Genomic DNA, 17,502 nt, shown 5'->3' on the forward strand with positions numbered 1-17,502 from the left:
GAGTGATGAGGAACCTGACCTCCAACCGCACCACCGCCTCGCTGCTCGCCGCCGCCGCGGTCCTGGCCGCCGCGTTCGGCGTCGCCGAGCTGCGGCCGCCCGCGGACCCGGCCGCCGACGGTCCCGCGGGCACCACCCGGGCCACGGTGGAGCGGACCTCCGCCGTGTGCCCGCAGCCCTTCCAGGGCTTCTCCGGCACCACCGCGTACACCGCCTTCACCCCGGCCGGCGGGGCGGCGGGCGGCCACGGCACGCTCGTCCCCGTCGCCGCGGGCGCCGTCCCCAGCGGCTCCCCGGCCCCCTCGCCGAGCGGGTCCGCGAGCGCCGCGCCGGGCGGCGGGGCCGGTGCGAAGCCCGGCCGCAGCGCCTCGGCCGCGCCGCGGGCCGGGGCGTCCCGGGGCGGCCCGCTCGCCACCCTCGCGAAGGCGGGCGCGCCGGTCACCGCCAAGGCGCCCGGCGGCGATGAGGCCCCCGCGGTGGCGGCCGTCGCCGACGGCGGCCTCGCGCCCGGCTTCACCGTGCAGCAGACCACCACCGCGACCGCCGGCCCCGGCCGGGGCATGTCCGGCCTGACCTGCGGCGCCTCCGGCACCGGCTTCTGGTTCGCCGGCGCCTCCACCGCGAGCGGCCGCGCCGACTACGTCGACCTCGTCAACTCCGAGGACCACCCCGCCATCGTCGACGTCGTCCTGTACGGGGCCGACGGCGAGCTGGACGGCGGCTCCGCGGGCAGCGTCACCGTGCCGCCCGGCGCCTCCATGCCGATCCTGCTCTCCACCCTCACCAGGACCCCCGCGCCCGACCTGGCGGTCCACGTGGCCGCCCGCACCGGCCGGGTGGCCGCCGCCCTCCACGCCTCCGACGCCGGCCGGGGCGGCGACTGGCTGCCCGCCGCGGCGGCGCCCGCCGGCACGGTGGTCGTCCCCGGCCTCCCGGGCGACCTGGCCTCGGCCCGGCTGGTCGTCCTCGCCCCGGGCGAGGACGACGCGGACCTCAAGGTGCAGCTCTCCGGGCCCAACGGCTGGTTCACCCCCGCCGGCCACGAGACCCTGCACGTCAAGGCCGGCATGGTGGCCGCCGCCGACCTGGGGGCCGTCACCCGCGGCAACGCGTCGGCCCTGCGGCTGAGCCCCACCGACCCGAAGCACGCCGCGCCGGTGGTCGCCGGGCTGCGGGTCGACCGGCGCAAGGGCGGCTCGTCCGACGCGGCCTGGCTGGCCTCCAGCGCGCCGGTCGGCGCCAGGGCCACCGCCGCCGAGAACCGGGCCGGCGCCTCGACGCTCGTCCTGACCTCCACCGGCGAGGCGGCGAAGGTCCGGGTGACCTCGTCGGCCGGGGCCCGGGGCGGCAGCCCCGCCGTCAAGGAGGTGCAGCTGCCCGCCGGGGGCACCGTCGCCCTGGCCCCCCCTGCGCCGTCCGGAGCGGCCGGACCGTGGGCCGTGACGGTGGAGACCCTCTCCGGCGGCCCGGTCGCCGCCGCCCGCATCCTGACCGGCGGTACGGGCGGAGGGGCGGCGTTCACGGTCCAGCCGCTCCAGGACGACCGCTCCACGGTGCTGGTGCCGCACGCCGCGCAGGACCCGGCGATCCTCGTCGGGGGCTGACGGCCCCCGGCTGCCCGCCGCCGCTGTCCGCCCCCCGGCTGCCCGCCCCGGCCGTCGGCCGGGGCGGCGGCGTTCCGGACGAGGTCCCGGACGGGGTTCCTGACGGGGTTCCTGACGGTCCTGCGGGCGGCGCCGCAGGCGGTGCCGCGGGCGGCGTCCCGGGCGGCGTCTCAGGCGCTGCCGCGGGCGCCCAGCATGCCCAGCACCAGGTCGGCGTAGCGGCGGCCGAGCTCCTCCGGGGGCTCGGCCGTCCGCTCGTTGTACCAGCGGGCGACGTCGATGCCGAGGGAGAGCACCGCCCGGGCGGCCGTCCGGACGTCCGGCACGGCGAAGACCCCGGCCGCCACCCCCTCCGCGATCATCGCCCGCACGGTCTCCTCGATCCGGTGGCGCAGCTCCGCGACGGCGGCGAAGTCCTCCGGCGGCAGCGCCTGCAGCTCGTACTGGACGATCCGGCCCACGGTGTGGGTGCGCGCGTGCCAGGCGGTGAAGTCCTCCACGAGGCGGCGCATGCGCTCGTCGGGACCGCCGGGGCCCGCCGCCGCGTCCTCCACCAGGTCGAGGGTCCGCTGGTGCCCGGTGCGGCTGATCTCGGAGAGCAGGGCGGCCTTGGAGGGGTAGTGCACGTACAGGGCCGCCGGGCTCATCCCGGCCGCGGTGGCGATGTCGCGGGTGGTGGTGGCGTGGTACCCGCGGCCCGCGAAGGACTCCACGGCGGCCAGCAGCAGCCGCCGGGCGGCCTCGGGCCGGACCTCGGGCCAGAGGTCGGCGGGGGGCGTCGCGGTCATGGGGGGCATCCTCGCAGATCCGTCTCGGCGGGCGGCCGGTCCGGGGCGGTCCCGGTCCGGGGTTCCCATCCTGCGGGGCCGCTCCTATTCTGAGCAAGCGCTTAGTAAGGGCATCGGCGAACAGGAGGACGGCGTGAAGGCATGGCAGGTGGCGGAGCTGGGCGAACCCCGCGGCGCGATGCGGCTCGCGGAGACCGCCCGGCCGGAGCCCGGCCCGGGGCAGCTGCTGGTCCGGGTGCGGGCGGCCGCGGTCAACTTCCCCGACGCGCTCATGTGCCGCGGCCAGTACCAGGTGCGGCCCCCGCTCCCGTTCACCCCCGGCGTCGAGCTGTGCGGCGAGGTCGTCGCCGCGGGCGGCCCGGCGGAGGGCGGCCGGCCCGGCGGTCCCGGCGGTCCCGGCGAGGAGGGTGCGGGGGACGGCGTGCCCGCCGTCGGCGACCGGGTGATCGGCACCCCGCTGCTGCCCCACGGCGCGTACGCCGAGTACGCGCTCATGGACGCCGCCGCCGCCTTCCCCGCACCCCCGGCGCTCGACGACGCCGAGGCCGCAGCCCTCCACATCGGCTACCAGACCGCCTGGTTCGGCCTGCACCGCCGTGCCGCGCTGCGCCCCGGCGAGACCCTCCTCGTGCACGCCGCGGCGGGCGGCGTCGGCAGCGCCGCCGTCCAGCTGGGCAAGGCCGCCGGAGCCACCGTGATCGGCGTGGTCGGCGGACCGGAGAAGGCCGCCGTTGCCCGCGCGCTCGGCGCCGACCTGGTCGTGGACCGCCGGGAGCAGGACTTCACCGCCGCCGTGAAGGAGGCGACCGGCGGCCGCGGCGCCGACGTGGTCTTCGACCCGGTCGGCGGCGACGCCTACACCGGCTCCGCCCGGTGCACCGCCTTCGAGGGGCGGATCCTCGTCGTCGGCTTCGCCGGGGGCGCCGTCCAGGCGCCCGCGCTCAACCACGCCCTGATCAAGAACTACTCGGTCCTCGGCCTGCACTGGGGCCTGTACAACACCCGCGACCCGCACGCCGTGCACCGGGCCCACGCCGAACTCACCGGACTCGCCGCCAAGGGCGTCGTCCGGCCGCTGGTCAGCGAGCGCGTCCCCCTCGACGGCGCGGCCGACGCCGTGCAGCGGATCGCCGACGGCACCACCACCGGGCGGATCGCGGTCCTCCCGGGCTGAACCGGCCGCACCCGGCCCCGCGGCCGCCTCCCGCTGCCCCCGCCGCCCGGCGACACGCCGGGCGGCGGGTCACTCCTCGCCGTAGCGGGGGTCCACCGTGTCGGGGGAGAGGCCGAGCAGCTCGGCGACCTGCTCCACCACGATGTCGTGCACCAGCGCCGCCCGCTCGTCGCGGCCCTTGGCCCGGATCTCCACCGGACGGCGGAAGACCACGATCCGGGTGGGCCGGTCCTTGCCCGCGGGGACGAGTCGGCCCAGCGGCACGCTCTCGCCCAGGGCGCCCGCCGCCTCCTCGGGGGCCGTGGGCGGCCACGGCACCTCCTGCACGGCGAACTCCACCTCGCCCAGCTGCGGCCAGCGCCGCTCCAGCCGTTCCACCGAGTCCCGCACGAAGTCGTCGAAGACCTCGGCGCGGGTCAGGGCGATCGGGACCTGCGGCGGGGCCAGGGGGCCGCGCAGGCCGCGGCCGTGGCGGTCGCGGCGCCGGGGGCGCGGACCGGGGGGGCGGTGGGGTGCGGACCTGTCCATAGCAGGCACGAGCCTAGTCGCCGCGGAGCCCGCCCGGGGCCGACACGGCACCGCCCGCCCCGGCCGGCACCCGCCCGCCGGAGCACCCGGCCTGCGGCCCCCGGGGGCCCCCGGCCTGCGGCCCCCAGGGGCCCCCGGCGCCGCGTCCCCGGCGGCCTCCGCACACGGCTGCGGCGGCCCCCGCGCCCCTGCTGCGGGGCGACACGTCGCAACCGGGTGGGGGAGAGTCGTCGCGGCCCGGTCAGGAGTGCGGTACCGTCCATCGTCGTGAGCCCTGTACGTCGCTGTTCGCGGACCGCGTGCGGTCGTCCCGCCGTCGCGACGCTGACGTACGTCTACGCGGACTCCACCGCCGTCCTGGGCCCCCTCGCCACGTACGCCGAACCGCACTGCTACGACCTGTGCGCCGAGCACTCCGAGCGCCTCACCGCCCCGCGCGGCTGGGACGTCGTGCGCCTCGCCGTGGACGCCGGGCCCGCCCGGCCCAGCAGCGACGACCTGGAGGCCCTGGCCAACGCGGTCCGCGAGGCCGCCCGTCCCCAGCCTCGTCCCGAACGCGGCCGGGGGCGCCCCGACGGACCGGGCGACCCGCTGGAGGTCGCGCGCCGCGGACACCTGCGGGTGCTCCGCTCGCCCGACAGCTGAACGGCGCCGGGCGGCCCGGCGCCGCGGCTCCCCGCGGTTCCTGAAGTCCCGCGGCCCCCGTGAGTCCCGCCGGCCCGCGCGTACGGCTGCCGGCGGCAGGGCCCCGGGTCCGTCCGCTCCCGCCGCCCCCGGCCGTGCCGCGTGCCCCGACGGCCCCCCGCCCGGGAACGGGCCGGCCGCCGCGCAGCAGGTAGTCTCTCCACCGCACGCACACCTGCGCCCCCGCGCGCCGCCGCCGAGGCGCAGCCACCCGTCCGGGCCCGCGGGCCGGGGCGGAGGTGGTCCGCCGTGCAGTCCCCCACGGACGTGGGTGCCAGGAGACCGCCGCGGCCCAGCCGCGCAGAGCAGGGTGGAGCCGGAGTGCGCGACCTCAAGCAGATCGTGAAGGCGTACGACGTGCGGGGCGTGGTTCCCGACCAGTGGGACGAGGACCTGGCCCGCGCCTTCGGCGCCGCGTTCACCGAGGTCACCGAGGCCACCGCGATCGTCGTCGGCCACGACATGAGGCCCTCCTCCCCGGGCCTGGCCCGCGCCTTCGCCGAGGGCGCCGCCGCCCGCGGCGCCGACGTCGTGCAGATCGGGCTCTGCTCCACCGACCAGCTCTACTTCGCCAGCGGCAAGCTCGACCTGCCCGGCGCCATGTTCACCGCCAGCCACAACCCGGCGCAGTACAACGGCATCAAGCTCTGCCGGGCCGGCGCCGCCCCCGTCGGCCAGGACACCGGCCTCGACCGCGTCCGCGAACTGGTCGAGGGCTGGACCGCCGCCGACGGCACCGTCACCGTCCCCGCCCACCCGGGCGAGCACGGCACCCTCAGCAGCCAGGACCTCCTCCAGGCCTACGCCGACCACCTGCTCGGCCTCGTCGACCTCGGCTCGCTGCGCCGCCTCAAGGTCGCCGTCGACGCCGGCAACGGCATGGGCGGGCACACCGTGCCCACCGTCTTCGCCGACCTGCCGGTCGACCTGGTGCCGATGTACTTCGAGCTCGACGGCACCTTCCCCAACCACGAGGCCAACCCGCTCGACCCGAAGAACCTGGTCGACCTGCAGGCCCGCGTGAAGGAGACCGGGGCCGACATCGGCCTCGCCTTCGACGGCGACGCCGACCGCTGCTTCGTGGTCGACGAGCGGGGCGAGCCCGTCTCCCCGTCCGCGATCACCGCCCTGGTCGCGGTCCGCGAACTCGCCCGCGCCCGCGCCGCGGGCGAGGAGCAGCCCACCGTCATCCACAACCTGATCACCTCGTGGACCGTCCCCGAGGTCGTCCGCGAGCACGGCGGCGTCCCGGTGCGCACCCGCGTCGGCCACTCCTTCATCAAGCAGGAGATGGCCCGCACCGGCGCGGTCTTCGGCGGCGAGCACTCCGCGCACTACTACTTCCGCGACTTCTGGCGCGCCGACACCGGCATGCTCGCGGCCCTGCACGTCCTCGCCGCCCTCGGCGGCCAGGACCGCCCGCTGTCGGAGCTGGTCGCCGCGTACGACCGGTACGCCGCCTCCGGCGAGATCAACAGCACCGTCGAGGACCAGGCGGCCCGCACCGCCGCCGTCCGCGCCGCCTACGCCGACGTGCCCGGGACGACCGTCGACGAGCTCGACGGCCTGACCGTCGCCGGCCCGGACTGGTGGTTCAACCTGCGGCCCTCCAACACCGAGCCGCTGCTGCGCCTGAACGTCGAGGCCCGCTCCGCGGCCACCATGGAGAAGGTCCGCGACGAGGTCCTCGCCCTGGTCCGCGGCTGACCCGTCCGCCCGGCCGGTCCGCCCGGCCGGTCCGGCAGCCCGGCCGCCCGGCCGCCCGGCCGTGCCGCGCGCCCCGCGCCGCCGCCCGCGGCCGGCCCTCCCCGCCGCGCGGCTCCCCGACCGGGGCGCCGCGCGGCAGGGCACCGGACCCCTCGGCCGGTAGGCTGAGAATGCCCTACGAACCACCCCGCCCCCGCACTCCGGAGCCGCAGCGCATGAAGCTGGAACCCTTCCTGCTGGACATCCTCGTCTGCCCGCAGTGCCGGGCCCCGCTCACCGAGTCGGAGCACGAGGACGGGCCCGAGCTGGTCTGCACCTCCGCCGAGTGCGGGCTGGCGTACCCCGTCCGCGACGGCATCCCCGTCCTGCTCGTCGACGAGGCCCGCCGCCCCGCCTGACCCGGCGACCCGGCCCGGCACCCGCGGCCACCGCGCCCCGCAGCGGAGGGCACCCAGGGCCCTCCGCCCTCCCCGGAAGGACCGGCGCATGCTCGACGACGCCCTGCTCGACGACCCGGCGGCGCTGGAGCGCGCCGACACCGGCGGCGCCCTGCTGGCCCTGGCCGGCGCCGGTGCCCGGGTCCGCAACGCCCTGCGCCGCGCCGAGGAGTCCGGGCTCGGCCGGCTCCGGCCCGACGGCCGCCCCCGCACCGTCCTCGTCGCCGGGCAGGGCAGCGCGCTGACCGCCGCGGACGTCCTCGCCGCCCTGGGGGGCGTCACCTGCCCCGTGCTGCCCCTGGGCCCGGCCGCCGCGGCCCCCGAGGAAGGGGCCTCCACCCACACCGGCCCCGCCGGCCTCCTCGACCTCGGCTGGCACCTGCCGGGCTGGGTCGGCTCCCTGGACCTGGTGGTCGCCGTCTCCGCGGACGGAGCCGAACCCGGCCTCTGCTCCCTCGTCGAGCAGGCCTACATCCGCGGCTGCTCGGCCGCCGTCGTCGCCCCCGCCGGGAGTCCGCTCGCCGAGGCCGCGATCCAGGCCCGCGCCCTGCCCCTGCTGCACTCCGCCGCGGCCGAGGGCCCCGACGGGGAGCGGGAACGGGACCGGGAGGGAGCGCGCGGTGAGGCCGCGGGCGAACTGCCGGCCGAGGACCCGGCGGCCCTGTGGTCCCTCCTCCCCCCGCTCCTCGCCCTCGCCGGGCGGATCGGTGTCGCCGCCGTCGACGAGCGGTCGCTCCAGGCGGCCGCCGACCGGCTGGACGAGGTCGCGGTGCGGTGCCGGCCGGACGCCGCCGCCTACCTCAACCCCGGCAAGAGCCTGGCCGGCCGCCTGTCGGGAGTCCTCCCCCTGCTCTGGGGCGACGGTCCGCTCACCGCCGCGGCCGCCCGCCGCTTCGCCTCCCTCCTCGCCGACCGGGCCGGGCAGCCGGCCCTCACCGGCGTCCTGCCGCAGGTCCTCACCGGCCACCGCGGCCTGTTCTCCGCCCGCCTCGGCGGCGGCACCGGCACCGACGACTTCTTCCGCGACCGCGTCGACGAGCCCGACCCGCTCCGGCTCCACGTCCTGCTGCTGCGCCGCGTCGCCGAGCCCGTCCCCGCCGAGGAGCCCGGCATCGAGGGCCCCGGCCCGTCCGCCGCCGGCGGTGCGGAGGGCGGGAGCGCGCCGACGCGGGAGGACCGGGACGCGGCTGCGCTGCACCGCGCCGTCGCCCGCGCCCAGCGGCTCGCCGAGGACCACGGCGTCGTGCTGAGCGAGCTGGCCGTCGCCCAGGACGACCCTGTCGGGGCGTTCGCCGAGCTCGTCGGCACCGCCGACTTCGCCGCCGTCTACCTCGGTCTCGCCACCGGTTCCTGAACCGGGGCCCCGTCGGCCCCCTCGCCGGTGCACCCGGCGGTGCTCCCCGGCCGCGCGCCTCCCCGCAGCCCCGGCCTCGCGGCCCGGACCCTCCTGAGGCCGGCCGAGTCCCCCTCCCGCCGGGGGCCGGGGCCGCGCCCTCACCGCCCTCACCGCCCTCACCGGCCTCACCGGTGTGCCGCCCCGCCGCCCCGCCGACACCCGGCGGCCGCATCGTGGACACCTTCCCGATGCCGCGGCCCGATGTCATCCACGTCGGTTAGGGTCGTGCCTCCGGTACGGCGACGCCCGGCAGGCCCCTCGGGGGCGTGCCGGGCGCGCCCGTCCGGCAGGCTCCCGGACCACCGCCCGCCACGGCACCCGACACAGGAAGAGGCAGCAGCGCGCATGGACCGCCTCGCGAACACCGTCCGCCCGTACGCCTGGGGTTCCACCACCGCCATCCCCGAGCTGCTCGGCCAGGAGCCCACCGGTGAGCCGCAGGCCGAACTGTGGATGGGAGCCCACCCCGGCGCGCCGTCGCGGGTCGACCGCGGCGACGGCGACCGCTCCCTCGCCGACGTGATCGCCGCCGACCCGCGGGGCGAGCTGGGCGACGCGGTGGTCGACCGCTTCGGACCGGCCCTGCCCTTCCTCTTCAAGGTCCTGGCCGCCGGCCACGTGCTCTCCCTCCAGGTCCACCCCACCCTCGAACAGGCCCGGGCCGGGTTCGCCGACGAGGAGGCACGGGGCGTCCCCCGCGACGCCCCGCACCGCAACTACCGGGACGCCAACCACAAGCCCGAGATGATCTGCGCGCTGAGCGACTTCGACGGGCTCTGCGGCTTCCGCGCCCCCGCCGCAACCGCCGACCTGATGGACTCCCTCCGCGTCCCCTCCCTGGCCCCGTGGACCGCCGTCCTGCGCTCCGAGCCGGAGGAGGCCGCCCTGCGCACGGTCCTCGCCGAGGTCCTCGGCGGTGACCGCGACCGCACGGCCGCCTGCGCCACCGAGGTCGCCGAGGCGCTGGAGAAGGCCGCCGCGGGCGACGGCCCGTACGCCGCCGCCTGCGCCGCCTACGCCGTCGCCGCCCGCGACTTCCCCGGCGACCCCGGCATCGTCGCCGCGCTGCTGCTCAACCACGTCACGCTGCGGCCCGGCCAGGCGCTCCACCTCGGCGCCGGCGTCCCCCACGCCTACCTGCGCGGCCTCGGGGTGGAACTCATGGCCAACTCCGACAACGTGCTGCGCTGCGGCCTCACCCCCAAGCACGTGGACGTGCCCGAGCTGCTGCGGGTCGTCGACTTCCGGGCCGCCGAGCCCGCCGTGCTGGAGCCCGTCCCCGTCCTCGGAGCGGACGGCGAGGAGGTCTACCCGACCCCGACGGAGGAGTTCCGCCTCTCCCGGTACAACCTCACCGGTGCCGACCGGTCCGTGGCGGGCCGGGCGCCCCAGATCCTGCTCTGCACCGCGGGCGAGGCCGTGCTCACCGGTCCCGGGGGCGCGTCCCTCGTCCTGCCCAGGGGAGGGTCCGCGTACCTCCCGGCCGGTGAGGACGCCGTCCTCACCGGTGCCGGCGCCGTCGTCTTCCGCGCCACCGTCGCCCTCGGGTGACGGCCGCGCCGCGCGGGGGCCTGCGCCGCGACTGACGCCGCGCCCGGGCGGGCAGGAGCAACCGGCGGCGCCTGGTGCGAGAATGGCGCGCCGCGGCGGCGATCCCGGGCACGGGGACGCCGCGGCGACGAGACAGCAGGCCCGCAGCGGCCCGGCGGAAGGACTGAACCGCACCATGAGTGCATCCGGCGGCACCAAGGCGATCGTCGCGGCCCTGGGGGCCAACCTCGCGATCGCTGCCAGCAAGTTCGTGGCGTTCGTCGTCACCGGCTCCTCCTCGATGCTCGCGGAGGCCGTGCACTCCGTCGCCGACTCCGGCAACCAGGGGCTGCTGCTGCTCGGCGGCAAGCGGGCCAAACGGGAGGCCACCGAGGAGCACCCGTTCGGCTACGGGCGTGAGCGCTACATCTTCGGCTTCCTGGTGTCGATCGTCCTGTTCACCGTCGGCGGCATGTTCGCCCTCTACGAGGGCTACGAGAAGGTCGTCCACCCCCACCCGCTGGACAGCTGGTACTGGGCCGTGGGCGTCCTGGTCTTCGCCATCGTCGCGGAGGGCTTCTCCTTCCGCACCGCCATCAGGGAGTCCAACGAGATCCGCGGCTCCCTCACCTGGCCGCAGTTCGTCCGGCGGGCCAAGGCGCCCGAGCTCCCCGTCGTCCTGCTGGAGGACTTCGGCGCCCTGATCGGCCTCGTCCTGGCGCTCTTCGGCGTCGGACTGGCCGTCCTCACGGACAACGGCGTCTGGGACGGGGTCGGCACCCTGTGCATCGGCTCGCTGCTGATCGCCATCGCCCTGGTGCTGGCGGTGGAGACCAAGAGCCTGCTGCTCGGCGAGGCCGCCACCAGGGAGACCGTCGCCGACATCCGCAGGGCGCTGGTCGACCACGACACCGTGACGGGCCTCATCCACATGCGCACCCTCCACCTCGGCCCCGAGGAGCTCCTGGTCGCGGCCAAGATCGCCGTCCGGCACGACGACACGGCCGCCGACGTGGCCCGTGCCATCGACGAGGCCGAGGCCCGCATCCGCCGGGCGGTGCCCATCGCCCGCGTCATCTACCTCGAACCGGACGTCTACAGCGCCGACAAGGCCGCCGCCGGCCCCGACCGCCTGGCCACCCCCGGCGGCCCCGTTCCGGACGATGCCGGTTCCGGCGCCCACTGACACCCGCTGACGCCCACCGGCACCCACCCACGCCCGCCGTCCTGCGGGCCCGGCACCCGTGCCGGGCCCGGACGCCCGTCGGCACCCGCCGCCTCCCGGGACCCCGTGCCCCGGGAGGCGGCGGCGTTCCCGGCTCCGGCGCGTGCGGACCTGTCCCGTCCGGCCCGGGACTCCCACGCCGGTCCCCGTCTCCGCGCCCGTGCCTCCGCGCCCTTGCCGCACTCCGGCCCCCGGCCCCCGGGCCCCGGGCTCCCGGGGCGGCACGGAGCCGTCAGGCCGCCACGGACCCGGGGATTCCCGCGGCCCGGGACCGGGCGCGCCTCCGCGTCGTCCACAGCGACACCGGCAGCGCGGCCAGGCCCGTGAACGCGGCCACCACACCCGAGCCGAGCACCGTCACGTACGCCCTGAAGGGTCCCGGCCCGGCAGCCGGCCCGACGCCCGCGTCGGCGAACGCCCGCGTCGGCACCAGGGCGTGGAAGCCCGAGACGTCCTCCACCCGCTCCACGCACCCGCGCACGTCCGCCGCGGCCACGCCGCCCATGCCGTCCTCGAGGTGGTAGCGGGAGTCGTTGGAGTTCTCCCGGTTGTCGCCCATCACGAAGAAGCGCCCCCGCGGCACCGTCACCGCGAACGGAGGACCGGAGAACTGCCCCGACGACGCCGTGTACGGCTCCTCCACCGCCCTGCCGTTCACCGTCAGCCGTCCGTCCGCACGTGCGGACACCCGGTCCCCGCCGACCCCCACGACGCGCTTGACGACCAGCTGCCGTCCCCATCCCCATGCGGGGACCGACAGCGCCACCACATCGCCGCGCCGCACCTCCGACGTGCTGATCCTGCGGACCCACACCCGGTCGCCCGCATGGAGCGTCGGCTGCATCGAGGCGCCGCCCATCGTGTAGCGGTGGTAGCCGGTCACCAGCAGGGCCGCACCCAGCACCGCGGCCACCACGCCCGCCGCCGCCACCGCCAGGCAGACGGCCGCCGCCCGGCGGCCGGGCCGGGCGGGACGCCGCTGCCCCGCCCACGGCTGTCCCGCCGGCCACCGTGCCGGACCGCCCTGCGCCGGCACCCCCGACGGGGCGACTCCCCGGCCCGGACCGTCCTGCGGTGCTGCCCACACCTGGTCCCACCCGTTCTCCGCCATGGACGCCGTCCCTTCCCGTGGTGCTCCTCCCGGCGGGGGAGCGCCCGCGATCGTAGCGGCGCGTCCCGCCCGCGCCCCGGGGCGGCGGGCACTCCGGATGGCCGGATCGACCGGCGTCCCGGGTCCTCTTCGGAGCCGCCGGTGTAGATTCGTGGGCAGAGCCAGACGTCGCTGCTGATGGCGGTCGATCGGACGGTGCGCGCTCCGACGCGTCCTCCGGTCGAGGGAGAGAGGGCCTCCGACGGGCTGTGCTGGAGCGAGGGGACCGGTCCGCCGGGCCCCGTGGACCACGGGAGTGCACCACCCCGTGGGGATCGGTGTGTCCGCGCCGTCGGGCACCGCCGGCTCCGCGGCCGCACCTGCCCGAGCCCCGTCCCGTACCGCTGCAGCACACCGGACCAGCCCACAGCGCCGGGCGCGCCCGGCGCGCCCGCAACGCCCCACAACCAGCCCGAGGAGCAGACGCATGGCGTCCCAGACCACCGGCGACTTCAAGGTCGCCGACCTGTCCCTGGCCCCGTTCGGCCGCAAGGAGATCCAGCTCGCCGAGCACGAGATGCCCGGCCTGATGGCCATCCGCGAGGAGTACGCCGCCCAGCAGCCCCTGGCCGGCGCCCGGATCACCGGCTCCCTGCACATGACCGTGCAGACCGCCGTGCTCATCGAGACCCTGACGGCCCTCGGCGCCGAGGTCCGCTGGTGCTCCTGCAACATCTTCTCCACCCAGGACCACGCCGCCGCGGCCATCGCCGTGGGCCCCGAGGGCACCCCGGAGAACCCGAAGGGCGTCCCCGTCTTCGCCTGGAAGGGCGAGACGCTGGAGGAGTACTGGTGGTGCACCGAGCAGGCCCTCACCTGGCCCGGTGAGGTCGGCCCGAACATGATCCTGGACGACGGCGGCGACGCCACCCTCCTCGTCCACAAGGGCGTGGAGTTCGAGAAGGCCGGTGCGGCCCCGGACCCCTCCACCGCCGACAACGACGAGTACCGGATCATCCTGGAGCTCCTCAACCGCACCCTGGCCGAGTCGCCCCGCAAGTGGACCGAGGCCGCGGCCGCGATCAAGGGCGTCACCGAGGAGACCACCACCGGCGTCCACCGCCTGTACGAGATGCACCGCGACGGCAGCCTGCTGTTCCCGGCCATCAACGTGAACGACGCGGTGACCAAGTCGAAGTTCGACAACAAGTACGGCTGCCGCCACTCGCTGATCGACGGCATCAACCGCGCCACCGACGTGCTCATCGGCGGCAAGGTCGCCGTGGTCTGCGGCTACGGCGACGTGGGCAAGGGCTGCGCCGAGTCGCTGCGCGGCCAGGGCGCCCGCGTGATCGTCACCGAGATCGACCCCATCTGCGCCCTCCAGGCTGCGATGGACGGCTACCAGGTCACCACCCTGGACGACGTCGTCGAGACCGCCGACATCTTCATCACCACCACCGGCAACAAGGACATCATCCTCGCCTCCCACATGGAGCGGATGAAGCACCAGGCCATCGTGGGCAACATCGGCCACTTCGACAACGAGATCGACATGGGCGGCCTGGCCCGCATCCCCGGCATCGTCAAGGACGAGGTCAAGCCCCAGGTCCACACCTGGACCTTCCCGGACGGCAAGACGATCATCGTGCTGTCCGAGGGCCGCCTGCTCAACCTGGGCAACGCCACCGGCCACCCGTCGTTCGTGATGTCCAACTCCTTCGCGAACCAGACGATCGCCCAGATCGAGCTCTTCACGAAGACCGAGGAGTACCCGGTGGGCGTCTACACGCTCCCCAAGCACCTGGACGAGAAGGTCGCCCGCCTCCACCTGGACGCGCTGGGCGTCAAGCTCACCACGCTCACGGAGGAGCAGGCCGCGTACATCGGCGTCAAGGTCGAGGGCCCGTACAAGTCGGACCACTACCGCTACTGACAGCCGCCGCGCGGCAGCGCGCCACCCCGGGCCCCGGACCTGCAGCCAGGTCCGGGGCCCGGCCCGTCCCCGCCGTAGCATGCGACCATGCCCAGCGGCCGGTACTCCCTGTACGACCCCCACGACGACACCCCCCTCGGAGAGGAACACTTCAGCTGCGCCCCCGGCCCCGCCGGCTGGCGCTACACCTCGCAGACCTTCACCCCCGACGGCGCACCCGCAGGCTCCGTCGACCTCACCCTCGACTCCCGCGGCCGACCGCTCCGCCTCCACCTGCGGACCGGTGACTGGCAGGTCCGCGGAGGCATGCTCGACGGCCTCGCCTGGGTACGCACCCGGGCCGCCGCCCCCGACGCCGGGGACGTGCCTCCCGAGGCCACCGAGGGGCACGACCGCGCCCACACCTTCACCGGGCGCTCGCCCGCGTTCCTGATCGCCACCGCCCGGCTGCTCCGGCTGGAACCCGGAGACAGGACGAGGCTGCGCCTGGTCGCCCTCACCGAACCCGTACTCGCACCACGCACCCTCGACCAGGGCTGGTCACTGGACGGCATCGAATCACACGCCACCGACAACGGCCCGCTGCTCGTCCACCGCTACACCGTCGCCGACCTCGAGACCGGTGAGCAGCAGACGGTGCACCTGGCCGGCGACGTCGTGCTCGCGGCGCCCGGGGTCGAGCTGGAGGCCCTCGACGGGCCGCCCAACCAGCAGCCCCCGGCGGCCTCCGCGGACTGACCGCAGGGGAGACGGGAAACGGGGGAGCGGCGGGCGGGGAGCCGGGAAGGCAGGCCGGGCGGGGGCGGGCAGGACCGGGAGGGCCTGCGGAGCCGTCGTGCGTGCCGTCAGGCCGGCGGCGCGAAGCCCCCTCCGGCCGTACCGCCGCCGCTCCGGCCGGCACCGGTGTCCGACGGCTCCGCCGCCGGCCGGATCGGCGGCGTCGGCACCGGAGCCTGCGGGGCCGCGCCGGGCCCGGCCCACGGCCCGGGTGCCGGTGCGGCCGGTCCGGCCCCGGACGCGGGCGTCTGCACGCCGGGTGCAGCAGGTGCAGCAGGTGCCGCGGCGGCCCGGTGCGCGGCGGCGGTCCGCACCCACTCCCGGTGCTGCCGTTCGGCCAGCACCGCCGCCAGGTAGGCGGCCGGGTGCACTCCCCCGGGGACGGCCCGGCCCGTCCGCGCCGCCACGTCGGCCGACAGCCGCCGGCCGAGGTCCCAGGCGACCTGCTGGTCCAGCTCCCGGATCCGTCCGAGGTACTGCCGCACGGCCAGCCACAGAGCGTCGGGCACGGCGGAGAGGTCCAGCGAGGACAGCTCCCCTCCCGCTGCACCCGCGGCCTGCGGCGGCAGGGGCGGCAGCGGTGCCCGCCCGGCGCCCGCCCCCGGCACCCGCTCGCGGACCACCAGGGTCCCCGCGAAGACGTCCCCCAGCCTGCGCCCGCGGTCCGAGACGAGGGAGCAGACGACGGCCGGGACCCCGGTCAGCGCGATGATCTCGAAGAACCCCACCAGGCCGCGGACCAGCGCCTGCCGGAAGCGGACCGGCCCGCCGTCGGTGCGGACCACCCGCAGTCCCAGGGCGAGCTTCCCCAGCGAGCGCCCCCGCGAGAGGGTCTCCACCGCGACGGGTATGCCCACCAGGATCCCCACGGTCAGGCTCAGGGTGACCGCTGCGGCGGCAGCCGAGTCGAGGTCGGGCACGGCGAACGCCAGACCGGCGGTGAGGGCGATCAGCAGGGCGAACAGTGCCGTGAGGTCGAGGGCGCAGGCGAGCATCCTGCTGGGCAGCCTCGCCGGCTGCACCCCGAGCACCACGGCCTCGCCGGTCACCAGGTCGCTCACTGCCGCTCCCACCCGTCCTCGCCCCCGTGCTCGCCCCCGTGCTCTCCGGGCGCCCAAGATAAGGCCGCGGTGCGGACCGCCGATAGCCGGGACGGTGCTCTGGCAAGCTGTCCCCGACCCCGAACGCCCCCGAGCCCGGAGCCCGCGCATGGATCTGGACGTCTTCGTCACCACCCACCGCGCGGAGTGGGCCCGCCTGGAACAGCTCTGCGGCCGCCGCCGCCTCACCGGCGCCGAGGCCGACGAACTCGTCGACCTGTACCAGCGGGTGGCCTCCCACCTCTCCCAGGTGCAGTCGACCGCCCCCGACCCCCTCCTCGTCGGCCGCCTGACCTCCCTCGTGGCCCGCGCGCGCAGCGCCGTGACGGGCGCCAGGTCGGCGGGCTGGCGGGACGCCGGGCGCTACTTCGCCGCCGGCTTCCCCGCAGCGCTGTACCGGACCCGGCGCTGGTGGGTGCCCACCGCTCTGGCGTCGCTCGCCCTCGTCGCGGTCGTCGCGGTGTGGGTGGCCACCGACGCGCATGTCCGCGCGGCCATCGCCGCACCCGGGCAGATCCGGGAGATGACCCGTCCCGGGGGCGAGTACGAGGCCTACTACTCCAGCCATCCGGCGAGCTCGTTCGCGGCCCAGGTGTGGACCAACAACGCCTGGGCCGCCGCCCTCTGCCTGGTCGGCGGCGTCTTCCTGGGCCTGCCGGTCCTCTACGCACTGGTGGTCAACGTCGTCAACCTCGGCATCGGTGTCGGCGTGATGGCCTCGGCCGGGCGGCTCGGCCTCTTCCTCGGACTGCTGCTCCCGCACGGCATGCTGGAACTGAGCGCCGTCTTTGTCGCCGCGGGCCTGGGCCTGCGCCTCGCCTGGACCGTCATCGACCCGGGGCCGCGCACCCGCGCGGTCGCTCTCGCGGAGGAGGGGCGGGCGATCATTGGGACGATCGTGGGCCTGACCGCCGTCCTGCTCGTCTCCGGGGTCCTCGAAGCCTTCGTCACCCCCTCCTCGCTGCCCACCTGGGCACGCATCGGCATCGGAGGGCTCGCCGAGGCCCTTTTCCTCGCCTACGTCTTCGTGGTCGGCCGCCGGGCGTTCCGCGCAGGACACGTCGGGGACGTCGAGGCCGCGGACCGAGCCGACGAACTTCCCGTCGCCGCGTGAGGGCCTGCGCGGGACGGCGCGGCCGAGCTGGTAGTCTCGTGATCGTCCGCCGGACCGTTGACTTCGGTCGGGCGAACCAGTAGATTCGAAGGGTTGCCTCCGACTGGACAAGGTCGGAAGTCGGCGTTAGTGTCTACGACACCGCCGGTCCGGTTTGCAGACCGCCGAATCCGCAGTGAATTCAGAATTCCTCTGCGGTGGCGTGCGTCCGGAACGGTGAATCCGTTAAACGGAGTGCCGAAAGCCTGATAGGGTTCGGAACGAAGAAAAGCGGAAAACCCCGCCGGCGGGGGTCAGGGAAGCGGAGAGAGACACTCCGCGGGTCTGATAAGCTGGAGACACGGAAGAACGAAGCGCCCGGAGGGGCCCGCAGGGGCCGCGAAGGAAGCGTCCGTTCCTTGAGAACTCAACA

Annotated in this window: 15 protein-coding genes; 11 read left to right on the forward strand and 4 right to left on the reverse strand. The window is 76.5% G+C overall.

Features of this window, described 5'->3' with window-relative positions; translation table 11 throughout:
- Nucleotides 1–5: 5 nt before the first annotated feature.
- Entirely contained in the window at nt 6–1,604 is a 1,599-nt protein-coding gene (locus ACFY07_RS06500; protein ID WP_390867649.1) for a DUF5719 family protein, read from the forward strand.
- Between the two features lie 170 nt (nt 1,605–1,774).
- Here ACFY07_RS06500 and ACFY07_RS06505 read toward each other — a convergent pair whose 3' ends face one another.
- Nucleotides 1,775–2,401, reverse strand: a complete 627-nt coding sequence (locus ACFY07_RS06505) for a TetR/AcrR family transcriptional regulator (protein ID WP_390867650.1) — start codon at nt 2,399–2,401, stop codon at nt 1,775–1,777.
- A 124-nt stretch (nt 2,402–2,525) separates the two neighbouring features.
- On the opposite strand from ACFY07_RS06505, the gene ACFY07_RS06510 reads away from it, so the two are divergent.
- Nucleotides 2,526–3,566, forward strand: a complete 1,041-nt coding sequence (locus tag ACFY07_RS06510; RefSeq protein ID WP_390867651.1) for an NADPH:quinone oxidoreductase family protein — start codon at nt 2,526–2,528, stop codon at nt 3,564–3,566.
- A gap of 69 nt (nt 3,567–3,635) precedes the next feature.
- On the opposite strand, the gene ACFY07_RS06515 is transcribed toward ACFY07_RS06510, so the two are convergent.
- On the reverse strand, nt 3,636–4,094 hold the full coding sequence (locus tag ACFY07_RS06515; RefSeq protein WP_230648416.1) for a metallopeptidase family protein: 459 nt from the start codon (nt 4,092–4,094) through the stop codon (nt 3,636–3,638).
- A gap of 216 nt (nt 4,095–4,310) precedes the next feature.
- On the opposite strand from ACFY07_RS06515, the gene ACFY07_RS06520 reads away from it, so the two are divergent.
- The 6 genes from ACFY07_RS06520 (at nt 4,311) to ACFY07_RS06545 (ending at nt 11,034) form a co-directional block, all read left to right on the forward strand.
- Complete coding sequence (locus ACFY07_RS06520) at nt 4,311–4,739, forward strand: DUF3499 domain-containing protein (protein WP_390867652.1); 429 nt, start codon at nt 4,311–4,313, stop codon at nt 4,737–4,739.
- Nucleotides 4,740–5,099: 360 nt separating this feature from the next.
- A complete protein-coding gene (locus ACFY07_RS06525; protein WP_390867653.1) occupies nt 5,100–6,485 on the forward strand; it encodes a phosphomannomutase/phosphoglucomutase in 1,386 nt (461 codons plus the stop codon).
- 215 nt (nt 6,486–6,700) lie between these two features.
- Nucleotides 6,701–6,883, forward strand: coding sequence for a Trm112 family protein (locus tag ACFY07_RS06530; RefSeq protein ID WP_390867654.1), 183 nt, complete (start codon nt 6,701–6,703; stop codon nt 6,881–6,883).
- 88 nt (nt 6,884–6,971) lie between these two features.
- Complete coding sequence (locus ACFY07_RS06535) at nt 6,972–8,276, forward strand: SIS domain-containing protein (RefSeq protein WP_390867655.1); 1,305 nt, start codon at nt 6,972–6,974, stop codon at nt 8,274–8,276.
- A 387-nt stretch (nt 8,277–8,663) separates the two neighbouring features.
- Nucleotides 8,664–9,869 carry a mannose-6-phosphate isomerase, class I gene (gene manA, locus ACFY07_RS06540; RefSeq protein ID WP_390867656.1) on the forward strand — a complete coding sequence of 402 codons (1,206 nt, stop codon included), beginning with the start codon at nt 8,664–8,666 and terminating at the stop codon, nt 9,867–9,869.
- A 175-nt stretch (nt 9,870–10,044) separates the two neighbouring features.
- The gene (locus tag ACFY07_RS06545) at nt 10,045–11,034 is read left to right on the forward strand and encodes a cation diffusion facilitator family transporter (RefSeq protein WP_390867657.1); all 990 of its coding nucleotides are present in this window, start codon (nt 10,045–10,047) and stop codon (nt 11,032–11,034) included.
- Between the two features lie 271 nt (nt 11,035–11,305).
- On the opposite strand, the gene lepB is transcribed toward ACFY07_RS06545, so the two are convergent.
- Entirely contained in the window at nt 11,306–12,184 is an 879-nt protein-coding gene (gene lepB / locus ACFY07_RS06550; RefSeq protein ID WP_390867658.1) for a signal peptidase I, read from the reverse strand.
- A gap of 466 nt (nt 12,185–12,650) precedes the next feature.
- Here lepB and ahcY point away from each other — a divergent pair, with 466 nt between their 5' ends.
- Complete coding sequence (gene ahcY / locus ACFY07_RS06555) at nt 12,651–14,099, forward strand: adenosylhomocysteinase (protein ID WP_390867659.1); 1,449 nt, start codon at nt 12,651–12,653, stop codon at nt 14,097–14,099.
- 87 nt (nt 14,100–14,186) lie between these two features.
- The gene (locus ACFY07_RS06560; RefSeq protein ID WP_390867660.1) at nt 14,187–14,837 is read left to right on the forward strand and encodes a hypothetical protein; all 651 of its coding nucleotides are present in this window, start codon (nt 14,187–14,189) and stop codon (nt 14,835–14,837) included.
- 107 nt (nt 14,838–14,944) lie between these two features.
- Here the strand turns inward: ACFY07_RS06560 and ACFY07_RS06565 are convergent, their stop codons facing one another.
- Nucleotides 14,945–15,937 (reverse strand): RDD family protein, encoded by a 993-nt coding sequence (locus ACFY07_RS06565; protein WP_390867662.1) that lies wholly within the window; start codon nt 15,935–15,937, stop codon nt 14,945–14,947.
- Between the two features lie 148 nt (nt 15,938–16,085).
- Between ACFY07_RS06565 and ACFY07_RS06570 the strand changes: the two genes are divergently transcribed.
- Nucleotides 16,086–17,090 (forward strand): stage II sporulation protein M, encoded by a 1,005-nt coding sequence (locus ACFY07_RS06570; protein ID WP_390867663.1) that lies wholly within the window; start codon nt 16,086–16,088, stop codon nt 17,088–17,090.
- Nucleotides 17,091–17,502: the final 412 nt, after the last annotated feature.

The organism is Streptomyces sp. NPDC001380 (assembly GCF_042895785.1).
Taxonomy (GTDB): domain Bacteria; phylum Actinomycetota; class Actinomycetes; order Streptomycetales; family Streptomycetaceae; genus Peterkaempfera.

What these genes read in the sequence shown, in the direction of transcription:
- ACFY07_RS06515 (WP_230648416.1), bottom strand. Translation starts at nt 4,094, where the DNA reads ATGGACAGGTCCGCACCCCACCGCCCCCCCGGTCCGCGCCCCCGGCGC.
- ACFY07_RS06560 (WP_390867660.1), top strand. Translation starts at nt 14,187, where the DNA reads ATGCCCAGCGGCCGGTACTCCCTGTACGACCCCCACGACGACACCCCC.
- ACFY07_RS06570 (WP_390867663.1), top strand. Translation starts at nt 16,086, where the DNA reads ATGGATCTGGACGTCTTCGTCACCACCCACCGCGCGGAGTGGGCCCGC.
- ACFY07_RS06530 (WP_390867654.1), top strand. Translation starts at nt 6,701, where the DNA reads ATGAAGCTGGAACCCTTCCTGCTGGACATCCTCGTCTGCCCGCAGTGC.
- ACFY07_RS06545 (WP_390867657.1), top strand. Translation starts at nt 10,045, where the DNA reads ATGAGTGCATCCGGCGGCACCAAGGCGATCGTCGCGGCCCTGGGGGCC.
- ahcY (WP_390867659.1), top strand. Translation starts at nt 12,651, where the DNA reads ATGGCGTCCCAGACCACCGGCGACTTCAAGGTCGCCGACCTGTCCCTG.
- lepB (WP_390867658.1), bottom strand. Translation starts at nt 12,184, where the DNA reads ATGGCGGAGAACGGGTGGGACCAGGTGTGGGCAGCACCGCAGGACGGT.
- ACFY07_RS06500 (WP_390867649.1), top strand. Translation starts at nt 6, where the DNA reads ATGAGGAACCTGACCTCCAACCGCACCACCGCCTCGCTGCTCGCCGCC.
- ACFY07_RS06505 (WP_390867650.1), bottom strand. Translation starts at nt 2,401, where the DNA reads ATGCCCCCCATGACCGCGACGCCCCCCGCCGACCTCTGGCCCGAGGTC.
- manA (WP_390867656.1), top strand. Translation starts at nt 8,664, where the DNA reads ATGGACCGCCTCGCGAACACCGTCCGCCCGTACGCCTGGGGTTCCACC.
- ACFY07_RS06535 (WP_390867655.1), top strand. Translation starts at nt 6,972, where the DNA reads ATGCTCGACGACGCCCTGCTCGACGACCCGGCGGCGCTGGAGCGCGCC.